Here is a 12,367-nt window from a genome sequence, read left to right on the forward strand (position 1 = left end):
AGGCGGCCAGCGCCGGCCTGCGCGAAGCCATCCTGGCGCGTGAGCGCTACGAGCGAGGTGGCGACGGTGTGGATCTGCACGTGCTGCAGGCGCAGATCGAAGCGCTGGACGCCTGGAACTGGGAGAGCCGGGTTGCGCAGACTCTGGATCGGCTGCACCTCGATCCTGCGTTGCGCCTTGGCGAGTTGTCCGGGGGGAACCGCAAACGCGTCGCACTGGCGCAAGCCCTGGTGAGCCGCCCGGACGTGCTGCTGCTGGACGAACCGACCAACCACCTCGACCTGGACAGCATCGCCTGGCTTGAGGAACTGCTGCTGGCGTTTCCAGGGTCCGTGGTGGTGATCAGCCACGACCGCGCCTTTCTGGACCGCGTGACCACACGCATCGTGGAACTTGACCGCGGCCGGCTTGGCAGCTACCCGGGCAACTTCGCCCAATATCAGGCGCAGAAGGAGGCGCAGCTGGCACAGGAGGCGGTGGTCAACGCCAAGGCCGACAAGCTGCTGGCGCAGGAGGAGGTCTGGATCCGCAAGGGCGTGGAAGCGCGTCGCACCCGCGCGCAAGGCCGCATCGTGCGGCTGGAGCGCCTGCGAGAGCAGCGCGCCGGGCGGCGCGAAGCGCTCGGCCGAGTGAAGCTCGAGGTCGACACCGGTACCGCCAGCGGCAAGATCGTGGCCGAACTGCAAGGCGTCAGCAAATCCTTCCCGTTGCCCGGCGGTGGGCGCAAGACGGTGGTGCACGATTTCTCGGCCACGATCCTTCGTGGCGACAAGATCGGGGTGATCGGCCCCAACGGCGCGGGCAAGACGACGCTGCTCAAGCTGATCCTGGGCGAGCTGGCGCCCGATGCAGGCGTGGTGCGCCAGGGCAGCCGGCTGCAGGTGGCGTACTTCGACCAGCTGCGCGAGCAGATCAACCTCGACGCGACGCTCGAAGACTTCATCAGCCCCGGCAGCGAGTGGATCGAGATCGGCGACAAGCGCACGCACGTCAAGAGCTACCTGAGCGACTTTCTCTTTTCCCCTGCGCGCGCCAACGCCCCGGTGCGCACCCTGTCGGGCGGTGAACGCAACCGCCTGCTGCTGGCACGCCTGTTCGCGCGGCCGGCCAACGTGCTGGTGCTGGACGAGCCCACGAACGACCTCGACATCGACACCCTGGAGTTGCTGGAGGACCTGCTGCAGCAGTACGACGGCACGGTGTTCCTGGTCAGCCACGACCGGCGCTTCCTCGACAACGTGGTGACGAGCACGCTGGTGGCCGAAGGCGAGGGACGCTGGCGCGAGTACGTGGGCGACGTGCAGGACTGGCTCACGCAATCGGCTCGCGCCGCACAACAGGCCCCATCCTCGGCGGTCGCCTCTCCCCGACCGGAGCCCGAGCGAGCGGCAGCGCCGGCGGATGCGTCCAGCCGGCGCAAGCTCAGCTACAAGGAACAACGCGAGCTCGACGCCCTGCCCGCGCGCATCGCGGCGCTGGAGGCTGAGCAGGCCGCACTCTCGGCCGAGCTGGGCGACGGCAGCCTCTACGGCACGCAGCCTGCGCGCGCGGCCGAACTGGCCGAGCGGCTGGTGGCGGTGGAGGAGGAATGGCTCGCGGCCCTGGAGCGCCAGGAGACGCTCAGCGCACGCTGACGCCAGGCGTTGTCAGGTGACCTGCGCGACGCGACGCGAATAGGTGCGCCAGAAACCCGCGTCCTGCGTGGTCGCGAAGTTGATGCGCATGAGCGTGCTGGGCGCCCGCGCGGCGTGGAACAGCGCGCCCGGCGCGATCAGGTGACCGTCATCAAGCAAACGCTGCGCGAGTGCATCGGTGTCCACGCCCGTGTCGACCCAGCCGAACAGCCCCATGGGTTCGGCGACGAAACGACAGCCTGCGGCCATCGCGAGCTTGGCGCTGCGCGAGCGCGCCGCATCCAGCCGCACCCGGATGCGCTCGGCGTGGCGGCGCAGCTGGCCGTGTTCGATGCAGTGCGCGAGCGCCTTCTCCAGGAGCGCGGGCGTGGTCAAGGTGCTCAGCAGCTTGGTGTCGAGCAAGGCCTCGACCAGCGCAGGTGGCGCGGCCAGGAAGCCGATGCGCCAGTTGGGCGCAAGGATCTTGGCAAAACCGCCCACGTAGATCGTGCGCTGCAGGCCATCGAGCGCGCTCAGGCGCGTCGCGTGTTCGGGCGCCAGGTGGCTGTAGGTGTCGTCCTCGACGATGTGGAAACCGTGTCGCTGGGCCATCTGCAGCAACCGGTGCGCACTGCCAGGTGACAGGCTGTAGCCGGTGGGGTTGTGTAGCACGCTCACGCTCACGTACAGCTTGGGTCGGTGCGCCTCGGCCAGGCGCTGCATCACGTCAAGGTCAGGCCCTTCGGGGCCGCGGGGCACCGGCAGCACGCGCATGCCCAGCGCGGCCAGGCGCGCGAACTCCACCGCCCAGCCCGGCTCCTCCACCATCACCGGGTCGCCCGGTCGCAGCAGTGTGCGGCTCACGATGTCCAGCGCATGGGTGGCGCCCACGGTGGTGATGATCTGTTCGGGCGACGCATGCACGCTGTGACCAGCCAGCTTCTGTGACAGCACGCGCCGCAGCCCGCTGTCGCCCATGGGCTCGCCGTAGTGCAGCGAGGCGTCGTTCAGCGCTCGGGTACCGACCATGCGGCGCACCGCGGCTGGCATGAACGCTGTTTCCAGCCAGTCCGGCGGAAACACACCCATGCCGGGCTGCGGCTTGTCGCTCACGCGATGAAACATCCCGCGGATGAGCGCGCTCGCGTTGATCGGCCCCGGGCTGGCCGGCGTCGGCGGGCGGCTGTGCGTATCGCTGCGCGGCGCCAGCGGCTCGCGCACGAAGAAGCCTCGCTGCTTGCGTGCGTGCACCAGGCCTTGCGCCAGCAGCAGGTCGTAGGCCGCCACGACGGTGGACGGGCTCACACCGTGCACGCGCGCGCACTCGCGCACCGAGGGCAGGCGCGCGCCGGGCGCCAACAACCGCTGGCGGATTCGCTCGGCGTAACGCTCGGCCAGTTGCTCCGTGAGCGACTGTGTCGCGCTCTTCATCAACATGGGCAGGGACTCGGCTGTATGGGTGGCTCAGACCATACAGCTTCCGATCTGAGCCGGTCAACTGTACTGATCGTGTATTGACCAGCAAGGGTACATTGATCGTCCCGGCACCGCCAGTCCCCCTGTTTCCATGTCTGCCACCGAACTGACCGCCCTGCTGATCTTCTGCACCGCGATGAGCTTCTCGCCGGGGCCCAACACCACGTTGTCCACCGCACTCGCGGCCAACTTCGGTTTGCGGCGCGCGTTGCGCTTCTGCCTCGCGGTGCCCACCGGCTGGACGCTGCTGATGCTAGCCACCGGCCTGGGTGTCGGCGCGCTCATCACCGGCGTTCCCGTGCTGCGTTGGGGCGTCAAGCTCACCGGCGTCGCCTACATGCTGTGGCTGGCCTGGCAACTCGCGGGCGCATCACGCCTGGCGCAGGCCGACCCGTTGCGACTGCAGGTCACTTTCTGGCAGGGCGTGAGCCTGCAGTTCGTCAACATCAAGGCCTGGATGCTGGCGCTCACGCTGAGTGCGGGCTGGGTGGTCAGCAGTGCCGGCGCGCCCGCGGCGAATCCGGGCGAGCGGCTGGCCATCGTCTGTGTGGTGATGGTCTTGTTTGCATTCAGCAGCAACTTTGCCTACGCGCTCATCGGCTCGTTGCTGCGCGATTGGCTCGCCCGCGGGCGGCGCCTGCTGTGGTTCAACCGCGTGCTGGCCGGGGTGCTGGTCGCCACGGCCCTGTGGATGCTCACCGTATGAAAGACGAAACCCGCGGCATGCTGCTGGGTCTGGTGGGGGTGGCTGTCTTCGGCCTCACGCTGCCCATGACGCGCCTGGCCACCGGCAGCGCCGACGCGCCACAACTCTCGCCCTGGTTCGTGACCTGGGCGCGCGCGGCCATCGCCGGCCTGCTCTCCGTCGCCTGGCTGTGGGCCACGCGCGCGCCCTGGCCTCAGCCAGCGCATCGCGGCCCGCTGGCGCTGGCGGCGCTGGGTAACGTGCTCGGATTTCCGCTGCTGCTGGGCTGGGCGCTGCGGCACGTGAGCGCCAGCCACGCGGCGGTGTTCATTGCCCTGCTGCCGCTGGCCACCGCGGCCGTGGCAGCCTGGCTCATGCACCAGCGCGCACGCCTGGGCTTCTGGGTGTTCGCCGTGCTGGGCAGCTTGCTCGTGATGGTCTACAGCCTGCTGCGTGCCCACCAGATGGGTCATGGTTTCGGCCTGACCTGGGCCGATTCGCTGCTCGTGGGCGCCGTGATGGCTGCGGCACTGGGCTACGTGGGCGGCACGCAGGTCACGCCCGCGCTCGGTGCCGAGCGCGTGATCAGCTGGATCTGCGCGCTCGCACTGCCGGTCACGTTGCCCGGTGCGCTGCTCACCTGGCCCGAAGGCCCGGTGCGGACCGGTGCGTGGCTGGCGCTGGGCTATGTTGCCGTGTTCTCCATGTGGGCGGGCTTCTTTGCGTGGTTCCGCGGGCTCGCGCTGGGCGGCGCCTTGCGCGTGAGCCAACTGCAGCTCTTGCAACCCTTCATCGCCATCGGCGTGGCCGTACCGCTGCTGGGGGAAACGCTGGACAAGCTCACCCTGGTGTTCGCGCTGGCCGTGGTGGTCAGCGTGTTCGCCGGCCGCCGCTTTGGCGCCGCGCCACCGCCTGCCGCATCCACAGACACGTTACCCACCCCCGTCAAGGCCACGCCATGAACAAGACATCCTGGACCCTGTCGCGCCGTGCCGAGCGCATGAATCCGTCCGTGCTGCGCGAGATCCTCAAGGTGACCGAGCGGCCTGGCATCATCAGCTTCGCGGGTGGCCTGCCATCGCCCAGAACGTTCCCGGTCAGTGCCTTCGCCGAGGCTTGTGCCGAGGTGTTGCGCCTGGACGCTTCGGCTGCGCTGCAATATGCCGCCAGCGAAGGCCATGCGCCGCTGCGCGAGTGGGTGGCGAGTCAACTGCCCTGGAACGTGGACGCCTCGCAGGTGCTCATCACCACCGGCAGCCAGCAGGGGCTCGACCTGGTCGCCAAGGTGTTGATCGACAGCGGCAGCCGCGTGCTGGTGGAAACGCCCACCTACCTGGGCGCGCTGCAGGCCTTCACGCCGATGGAGCCGCACTTCCAGGGCGTGGCCAGCGACGCCGAGGGCGTGGACCCCGACGACCTGCGGCGCCAGGCGCCGGGTGCGCGCTTCGCCTATCTGTTGCCCAACTTCCAGAACCCCACCGGCCGCACGATGAGCGAGGCCCGCCGCGCCGCCGTGGTGCAAGCCGCGGCCGAAGCCGGTCTGCCCATCGTGGAGGACAACCCCTATGGCGACCTCTGGTTCCACGCGCCGCCGCCGGCGCCGCTGACCGCACGCAACCCCGAGGGCAGCCTCTACCTGGGCTCGTTCTCCAAGGTGCTCGCGCCAGGGCTGCGCCTGGGCTACCTCGTGGCGCCCAAGGCGCTCTACCCCAAGTTGCTGCAAGCCAAGCAGGCGGCCGACCTGCACACCCCCGGTTTCAACCAGCGCCTGGTGAGTCGCGTGCTCGAGGGCAACTTCCTCGAGCGCCACGTGCCCACCATCCGCGCGCTGTACCACGCGCAATGCAACGCCATGCTCGCCGCGCTGCAGCGCGAGATGGCCGGACTGGACGTGCAATGGAACGCGCCCGACGGCGGCATGTTCCTGTGGCTGCGCCTGCCCGAGGGCATGGACGCGGTGGCGCTGCTGCCACACGCGGTGGAGCGCGGCGTGGCTTTCGTGCCTGGCGCACCGTTCTACACCGATCGGCCCGACCCGCGCGCACTGCGCCTGTCCTTCGTCACGGCCAGCGTCGAGCAGATCGATCGCGGCATTGCGGCGCTGGCGCAGACGGTTCGCGAACACCTGCCACGTACCGTCACTGTGGCCGCATGAGCCTTCACCTCTGGGGCCGACTGAGCTCGATCAACGTGCGCAAGGTGGTGCTGTGCGCCCAGTGGCTCGACCTTGAACTGCCGCGCACCGACGCCGGCATGGCCTTCGGCGTCGTTGACACCCCCGCCTACCGCGCCCTCAACCCCAACGGTCTGGTGCCCGTGTTGCAGGACGGCGACTTCACGCTCTGGGAGAGCAATGCCATCGTGCGCTACCTGTGCGCGCGAGAGGGGCGCGGCTACCCCGCGGACCTGCGTCTGCGCGCCGACGCCGAGCGCTGGATGGACTGGCAGCAGACCACGCTCAACCGCGCCAGCGGCCCCGCTTTCGTGCAATGGGTTCGCACGCCCGCCGCGCAGCGCGATCATGCTGCGATCGCCGCATCGGTCAAGGCCACCGAGCCGCTGCTCACCTGGCTCGACCAGCACCTCGCGCAGCGCGCCTTCATGCTCGGCGACGAACCCGGCATGGCCGACTTTCCGATCGCCTGCGAGCTGCACCGCTGGTTCGGCCTGCCGCAAGCGCGCCCCGCGTGGCCTCACCTCCAGCGTTACTTCGACCATTGGCTCGCCCAGCCCTGCGCCCGCGGCGTGCTTGACCTTCCCCTGTCCTGAGTGCTTTCCATGAAAACCCGCCCCTTCGCCCAGGTCGACGTCTTCACGGCCACGCCGTACCGCGGCAATCCGCTCGCGGTGGTGCTCGACGGCTCGGACCTGAGCACCGAGCAGATGCAGCATTTCACCAACTGGACCAACCTGTCGGAGTGCACCTTCTTGCTGCCGCCCAGCGACGAAGCCCGACAGGCAGGCGCCGACTACCGCGTGCGCATCTTCTGCCCCGGGCGCGAGCTCCCCTTCGCCGGCCACCCCACGCTCGGCACGGCCCACACCTGGCTGGCCGCGGGCGGGCGTCCGCAGGGTGAGCATGTGGTGCAGGAGTGTGGTGTGGGCCTGGTGAAGATCCGCCGCGACGGCGCACGCCTCGCGTTCGCCGCACCCCCGCTGCGCCGCTCGGGCCCGCTGGACGACGCCGACCTGACGCTGATCGCACGCGGCCTGGGTGTGACGCGCGACGACATCGTGGCCCACAGCTGGTGCGACAACGGCCCGGGCTGGCGCGGTGTGATGCTGCGCAGCGCCGAACAGGTGCTTGCAATCAAGCCCGACGCCGCCGTGCTCGCGGGTCTGGACGTGGGCGTCGTCGGACCCCGCGGCAAGGTGGGCGTGGTGGGCGCTTCGCACGCCGAGGACATCGCCTTCGAGGTGCGCGCCTTCTTCCCGGGCAACAACGGCCTCGTCGAAGACCCGGTGACCGGCAGCCTCAACGCAGCGCTTGCGCAGTGGCTCATCGGCGCCGGCATGGCGCCCGAGCGCTACGTGGCCGCCCAGGGGACGGCGCTGCAGCGCGCCGGCCGCGTGCACGTGGAGCGCGCGAGCGACGGCACGGTGTGGATCGGTGGCGAGACGGTCACCTGCATCCAGGGCACGGTTCAGCTCTGAAGGACACCCCGATGCATGCCGCCTTCGACCACCTCGTTGTCGCGGCCGCCTCGTTAGACGAAGGGGTGGCCTGGTGCGAACGAACGCTCAAGCGCACGCCGGCCCCGGGCGGCGCGCATGCCCTCTTCGGCACCCACAACCGCCTGCTGCGGCTCGACGGTGCCGAGCGCGCCTACCTCGAAGTGATCGCGATCAACCCCGCCGCGCGGCCCACACGCGCGCATCCGCTCAAGCGCTGGTTCGACTTCGATGACCCCGCCTTGCGCGAGCGGCTGCAGCGCCAGGGCCCGCAGGTCATCCACTGGGTGGCGCGCGTCGACGACATCGAGGCCGCCCGCCGGGCCTGGCTCGCGCTGGGACTCGACCCGGGCCCGGTGCTCACGGCCTCTCGCGACACGCCGCGCGGCCTGCTGCAGTGGCGCATCACCGTGCGCGACGACGGCGCGCGCCTGTTCGATGGCGTGCTCCCCACGCTCATCCAGTGGAGCGGCCCTCACCCCGCGCACACCCTGCCCGAGAGCGGCCTGCGGCTGCAGGGGCTCGGGCTCGCGCACCCGCAGGCCGTGGCCGTGCACACCGCGCTGGCCGCCATCGGCCTGCACGCGCAAGCGGTGGACAACGGCGAACCCGCCATCACACCGCGCCTCTTCGACCGCGAACAGGCACGGGAACTGCGTTGACACCATGAGCGTGACCCTGCCCACCCTCGCCGACATCGAAGACGCCGCCGCCGTGGTCTACCGCGCCTTCGGCCCCACGCCGCAACACCGCTGGGCCTTGCTCAGCGAACGCCTGGGCACCGAGTGCTGGCTCAAGCACGAGAACCACACGCCCGTCGGCGCGTTCAAGATCCGCGGCGGCCTGACCTATTTCGACGCGCTGGCGCGCCGCGGTGCATTGCCACGCGCGGTCATCAGCGCCACGCGCGGCAACCATGGCCAGAGCGTGGCCTGGGCCGCGCGCACGCACGGCGTGCCCTGCACCATCGTTGTGCCGCATGGCAATTCGGTCGAGAAGAATGCCGCCATGCGCAGCCTGGGCGCCGCACTGATCGAGCACGGCGATGAGTTTCAGGTGGCGCGCGAGCACGCGTTTGCACTGGCAGCCGAGCACGGTGCGCACATGGTGCCCAGCTTTCACACCGACCTGCTCCGCGGCGTGGCCACGGCATGGTGGGAGTTCTTTCGCGCTGCGCCGCACCTGGACGTGCTCTACGTGCCGATCGGCCTGGGTTCGGGTGTTTGCTCGGCCATCGCGGCCAAGCTTGCGCTCGGGATGAAGACGCGCATCGTGGGCGTGGTCAGCGCACACGCGACCACCTACGCCGACTCGCTGGCCGCTGGCCGCGTGGTGGAAGCGGCCGTGAGCACCGAACTTGCCGACGGCATGGCCTGCCGTGTGGCCGAAGCAGACGCCCTGGCCATTCTGGCGCGCGAGCTCGACCATGTGGTTCGTGTGAGCGATGCCGAGGTGGCCGAGGCCATGCGCATGCTGTTTGCCGACACCCACAACGTGGCCGAGGGCGCAGGCGCTGCGGGCTTTGCGGCCGCGTGGCAGGAACGCGCTGCGCTGCGCGGACAGGTGGTGGGCACGACCCTGAGCGGCGCCAACGTGGACAGCGCGCGCTTTGCCCGCGTGCTGGCGGGAACCGGGGTGTGAGCGCTTCGCCGAAAGCGCGTGCTGCACCGCAGGGCTGGCGGCCCGGGGCGTTCAGGCGTCGGCGGGAGGCGTGACCAGCCGCGCGACGATTTCGCAGAACTGGTCGACCGCGTCGGTCTTGAACACCACCTCGCGCACGCCGGCGGCCTGCGCCTCGGCCTGCAGTTCGTCGGTGATGTAGCCCGAGGCCACGGCCACGGTGAGTGACGGGTCGGCCGCCAGCGCGGCGCGCGCGACGTCCAGGCCCGACATGCCGGGCATGTTGTAGTCGGTCAGCAGCAGCGCGTAGTGGCCCGGGCGCTCGCGCACGAGGGTCAACGCCTCTTCCTGCAAGCCCACCGCGGTGACTCGGTAACCCCGGCGTTCCAGCAGGCGGCGCACCAGAAAGACGAGCGTGTCGTCGTCGTCGAGATAGAGCACGTGCGGTGCATGGCCGTCGTCGGCCTCGGGTCTGGCGGCGGGGTTGTGTTCCACGCGGGCCATTGTGACGGGTTTGGTGGCGGGTGTGTCCGCGGCGGTGTTGGCGGGAGGAAACAGCAGTGTGACGGTGGTGCCTTCGCCGGGGCGGCTGCACAGGCCGATGTGGCCGCCATGCGCCTCCACGATGCCCAGCACCACCGGCAGGCCCAGACCGGTGCCCTGCCCGACCGGCTTGGTGGTGAAGAAGGGCTCGAACACGCGGTGCAGCACCGCATCGTCCATGCCACAACCTTCATCGATCACGCGCAGGCGCACGGCCGGCAGGCCCGTCTCGGCACAGACCTGCGCCATCTCGGGTGGCAGGCTGGCGTCGTGCGACGCCAGCGTGTCGAGTGCGAAGGTCACGCACCCGCCGCGGCCCTGCATGGCGTGCACGGCGTTGGTACCGAGGTTGACCAGCACCTGCTGCAGCTGGGTCGGGTCGGCGCAGATCTCGGGGACCTTCTCGCCCAGCGACTGCACCAGCTGCAGCTGAGGCGGCAGGGCCGCGCGCAGCAACGCGCAGGATTCGGCCACCACGTCCGCCAGTTGCAGGCGCTGCCGCGCCAGGGGTTGCTGGCGGCTGAAGGCCAGGATCTGGCGCACCAGTTCGCGCCCGCGCCGCGCCGCGGTGCTGATCTCTTCGAGGCTCTCGTGCGCGCGCGCACCCGCGGCGAGATCCTCGCGCGCCAGGTCGGCATTGCCCAGGATGGCGGCAAGGATGTTGTTGAAGTCGTGCGCGACGCCGCCGGCCAGGGTACCCAGTGCCTGCATCTTCTGCGACTGCGCGAGCCGCGCCTCCAGGGCTTTCTGCTCGGCCTGGGCAGTGCGCATCGCGGTGATATCGATGAAGGTCAGCACCACGCTGCGCAGACCACCGTGGGCATCGTTTTCGGGGTAGGCGCTGCACAGGGCCCAGCGCACGCGCGCGCCGCCGTCCGTGGCCATGCCCACGATGGCGCCGCGCACCGGCTGGCCGGTGACGAGCACGCGCTCGAAGGGCAAGTCGTGGCGGCGCAGCGGCTCACCATCCTCGCCCAGCATCTGCCAGTCCACGCGCACCGGCTCGACCAGCAGACTGCTGTCGCGCGACTCTTCCCAGCCGAGCCAGCGCCGCGCTGCGCTGTTCATGCGCCACAGCGTGTGATCGGGGTGGAACACCATCACGCCAGCGTCCAGGTTGTCCAGCAGGTGGCGCAGATCCGTCTCGCGCTGGCGTTCCTCGGCGCGGGCCAGTTCGGCCTCCTGGCGCAGGCGCAAGGTGATCAACCCGTTGAGCACCAGCGCGTTGAAGAGGTAGGCGAAGAAAAAGAAGAACAGCAGCGCGCCGACGGTCTGCTGCAGCGTCCACTGCAATGCCTGCGCCAGCACCACCGAAGCCAGCATGCCGGCGATCTGCGCCATCAGAACCCAGCGCAGGGAGCGCCATTCCATCGACAACGGGCGCGGCGCGCGGCGGCGCACGTCGCGCAGCATGCCCCCCAGCAACAGCACGTTCGAGCCCACCCAGACCAGTTGACGCCCGGCCACGCTGTCCACGACCAGCAGGAAGAACAGGTAGGCCGCACAGGACCCTGCCAGCAGCGCGCCCACGACCTGCAGCGCTCGCGCCAGCGGCAGACCGGTGTGCGCGCGAAGACCGATCCACAGCAGCGCGAACGTGAGGGTGAACAACACGTTGCCCAGCGGCAGGGCGATCCACGCCGCCATCCAGGGGCGCGCCGCCACGGCGATCAGGCCGAGCAGGTGAGCCAGGCAGGCAAGCGCCCACCAGCCCGCCGCATCGTTGCGCGTCACGCGCCGGTACTGGGTGGCAAAGGCCAGCGCGACGACGATGTCCAGCCCGACCCACAAGGCCAGCAAGGTCTGCAGCGTCTGCAGTTCGAAAGACATGGACAGGAATACCGGTGTTGGGCTGTCGGGAGATCGGGCAACGGCACTTCCGCAGAACACCGCTTGGCGATTGCAACACGCCGGCCGCGGTGCAGCACGCGAAAAAAGAGGGGCAAAACCGGCGCTAACCGCCTGCAGCGGCGGCCAACACCCTTTCGCGCAGGTGACAGTCCGGCCACTGCCCAGTCGCTGCCGGGACAAAAGCCGCGCCGATGCGCCACCGAGAATGCCCCGCATGGGAACGCTCTACCTCGTGCGGCATGGCCAGGCCTCTTTCGGCACCGATGACTACGACCGGCTCAGCGAGCTCGGTCAGCGGCAAGCCGTGCGCCTGGGCCAACACTGGGCCGAGCGAGGTCTGCGGTTCGACGCTGCGATCACGGGCACGCTCAAACGCCACGCGCAGACCTTCGAGGGCATCGCCGAGGGCGCGGGCATGGCGCTGCAGCCGCTGGCCTGGCCCGGCCTCAACGAATACGACGCCGAGGCCGTGATCCGCAGCATCCACCCGCAGCCGCTACAGAAGCCCGACACGCCCGAGGCCTACCGCCACCACTTCCGCCTGTTGCGCGACGGGCTGACACAGTGGATGGCCGGCACCGTGAGCCCGCAGGGCATGCCCAGCTACGACGACTTCGTGCGTGGCATCACCGGCGCGCTCGACCACGTGCGGGCGCAACATCATGGCCAGAACGTGCTCATCGTCTCCAGCGGCGGGCCGATCGCCACCGCGGTGGGCCACGTCCTCGGGCTCAGCCCCGAGGCCACCATCGAGCTGAACCTGCGCATCCGCAACTGCGCGGTGACGGAGTTCCAGTTCACGCCCAAGCGGCACAGCCTGCTCACGTACAACACGCTGCCGCACCTGGATCACCCCGACTACCGGGACTGGATCACCTACGCCTGAGGCGCCGCCCGGCGAGCCGCG

Annotated in this window: 11 protein-coding genes and 2 pseudogenes (1 of these 13 only partly in view); 11 read left to right on the top strand and 2 right to left on the bottom strand. The window is 70.0% G+C overall.

The genetic code is table 11. The annotated features are described in order from the left end of the window. The 3 genes and pseudogenes from M3149_RS23295 to M3149_RS23305 form a co-directional block, all read left to right on the top strand. Positions 1-545 (top strand): annotated as a pseudogene (locus tag M3149_RS23295) (ABC-F family ATP-binding cassette domain-containing protein) (its annotated part extends 253 nt beyond the left edge of the window); the annotation flags it as partial. Positions 546-767: 222 nt separating this feature from the next. Continuing rightward, positions 768-1,079 (top strand): annotated as a pseudogene (locus M3149_RS23300) (ATP-binding cassette domain-containing protein); the annotation flags it as partial. A gap of 219 nt (positions 1,080-1,298) precedes the next feature. Continuing rightward, the gene (locus M3149_RS23305) at positions 1,299-1,634 is read left to right on the top strand and encodes a hypothetical protein (RefSeq protein WP_435370727.1); all 336 of its coding nucleotides are present in this window, start codon (positions 1,299-1,301) and stop codon (positions 1,632-1,634) included. Positions 1,635-1,646: 12 nt separating this feature from the next. On the opposite strand, the gene M3149_RS04560 is transcribed toward M3149_RS23305, so the two are convergent. Continuing rightward, positions 1,647-3,050 carry a PLP-dependent aminotransferase family protein gene (locus M3149_RS04560; protein ID WP_251708140.1) on the bottom strand — a complete coding sequence of 468 codons (1,404 nt, stop codon included), beginning with the start codon at positions 3,048-3,050 and terminating at the stop codon, positions 1,647-1,649. Positions 3,051-3,180: 130 nt separating this feature from the next. On the opposite strand from M3149_RS04560, the gene M3149_RS04565 reads away from it, so the two are divergent. The 7 genes from M3149_RS04565 to M3149_RS04595 are packed head-to-tail and all read left to right on the top strand — an operon-like array spanning position 3,181 to position 9,087. Further along, positions 3,181-3,795: a LysE family translocator gene (locus M3149_RS04565; protein WP_251708141.1), complete on the top strand. Its 615-nt coding sequence runs from the start codon at positions 3,181-3,183 to the stop codon at positions 3,793-3,795. After that, positions 3,792-4,736 (top strand): DMT family transporter, encoded by a 945-nt coding sequence (locus M3149_RS04570; RefSeq protein WP_251708142.1) that lies wholly within the window; start codon positions 3,792-3,794, stop codon positions 4,734-4,736. The genes M3149_RS04565 and M3149_RS04570 overlap by 4 nt, the downstream gene beginning before the upstream one ends. Then, positions 4,733-5,929 carry a PLP-dependent aminotransferase family protein gene (locus M3149_RS04575; protein ID WP_251708143.1) on the top strand — a complete coding sequence of 399 codons (1,197 nt, stop codon included), beginning with the start codon at positions 4,733-4,735 and terminating at the stop codon, positions 5,927-5,929. Before M3149_RS04570 ends, M3149_RS04575 begins: the two co-directional genes overlap by 4 nt. Then, on the top strand, positions 5,926-6,543 hold the full coding sequence (locus M3149_RS04580; RefSeq protein WP_251708144.1) for a glutathione S-transferase family protein: 618 nt from the start codon (positions 5,926-5,928) through the stop codon (positions 6,541-6,543). The genes M3149_RS04575 and M3149_RS04580 overlap by 4 nt, the downstream gene beginning before the upstream one ends. Before the next feature lie 9 nt (positions 6,544-6,552). Continuing rightward, a complete protein-coding gene (locus tag M3149_RS04585) occupies positions 6,553-7,428 on the top strand; it encodes a PhzF family phenazine biosynthesis protein (RefSeq protein WP_251708145.1) in 876 nt (291 codons plus the stop codon). Positions 7,429-7,439: 11 nt separating this feature from the next. Further along, on the top strand, positions 7,440-8,108 hold the full coding sequence (locus tag M3149_RS04590) for a VOC family protein (RefSeq protein ID WP_251708146.1): 669 nt from the start codon (positions 7,440-7,442) through the stop codon (positions 8,106-8,108). 4 nt (positions 8,109-8,112) lie between these two features. Continuing rightward, positions 8,113-9,087, top strand: coding sequence for a threonine dehydratase (locus M3149_RS04595; protein ID WP_251708147.1), 975 nt, complete (start codon positions 8,113-8,115; stop codon positions 9,085-9,087). Between the two features lie 51 nt (positions 9,088-9,138). On the opposite strand, the gene M3149_RS04600 is transcribed toward M3149_RS04595, so the two are convergent. Next, a complete protein-coding gene (locus tag M3149_RS04600) occupies positions 9,139-11,439 on the bottom strand; it encodes a hybrid sensor histidine kinase/response regulator (RefSeq protein WP_251708148.1) in 2,301 nt (766 codons plus the stop codon). Between the two features lie 235 nt (positions 11,440-11,674). On the opposite strand from M3149_RS04600, the gene M3149_RS04605 reads away from it, so the two are divergent. Continuing rightward, the gene (locus tag M3149_RS04605) at positions 11,675-12,346 is read left to right on the top strand and encodes a histidine phosphatase family protein (protein WP_251708149.1); all 672 of its coding nucleotides are present in this window, start codon (positions 11,675-11,677) and stop codon (positions 12,344-12,346) included. Positions 12,347-12,367 lie beyond the last annotated feature (21 nt).

It is taken from the genome of Hydrogenophaga intermedia (assembly GCF_023715105.1).
Taxonomy (GTDB): Bacteria; Pseudomonadota; Gammaproteobacteria; order Burkholderiales; family Burkholderiaceae_C; genus Hydrogenophaga; species Hydrogenophaga intermedia_A.

Coding starts and splice junctions, on each gene's coding strand:
- M3149_RS04565 (WP_251708141.1), top strand. CDS start 3,181: ATGTCTGCCACCGAACTGACCGCCCTGCTGATCTTCTGCACCGCGATG.
- M3149_RS04585 (WP_251708145.1), top strand. CDS start 6,553: ATGAAAACCCGCCCCTTCGCCCAGGTCGACGTCTTCACGGCCACGCCG.
- M3149_RS04600 (WP_251708148.1), bottom strand. CDS start 11,439: ATGTCTTTCGAACTGCAGACGCTGCAGACCTTGCTGGCCTTGTGGGTC.
- M3149_RS04590 (WP_251708146.1), top strand. CDS start 7,440: ATGCATGCCGCCTTCGACCACCTCGTTGTCGCGGCCGCCTCGTTAGAC.
- M3149_RS04605 (WP_251708149.1), top strand. CDS start 11,675: ATGGGAACGCTCTACCTCGTGCGGCATGGCCAGGCCTCTTTCGGCACC.
- M3149_RS04560 (WP_251708140.1), bottom strand. CDS start 3,050: ATGTTGATGAAGAGCGCGACACAGTCGCTCACGGAGCAACTGGCCGAG.
- M3149_RS04575 (WP_251708143.1), top strand. CDS start 4,733: ATGAACAAGACATCCTGGACCCTGTCGCGCCGTGCCGAGCGCATGAAT.
- M3149_RS04580 (WP_251708144.1), top strand. CDS start 5,926: ATGAGCCTTCACCTCTGGGGCCGACTGAGCTCGATCAACGTGCGCAAG.
- M3149_RS04595 (WP_251708147.1), top strand. CDS start 8,113: ATGAGCGTGACCCTGCCCACCCTCGCCGACATCGAAGACGCCGCCGCC.
- M3149_RS04570 (WP_251708142.1), top strand. CDS start 3,792: ATGAAAGACGAAACCCGCGGCATGCTGCTGGGTCTGGTGGGGGTGGCT.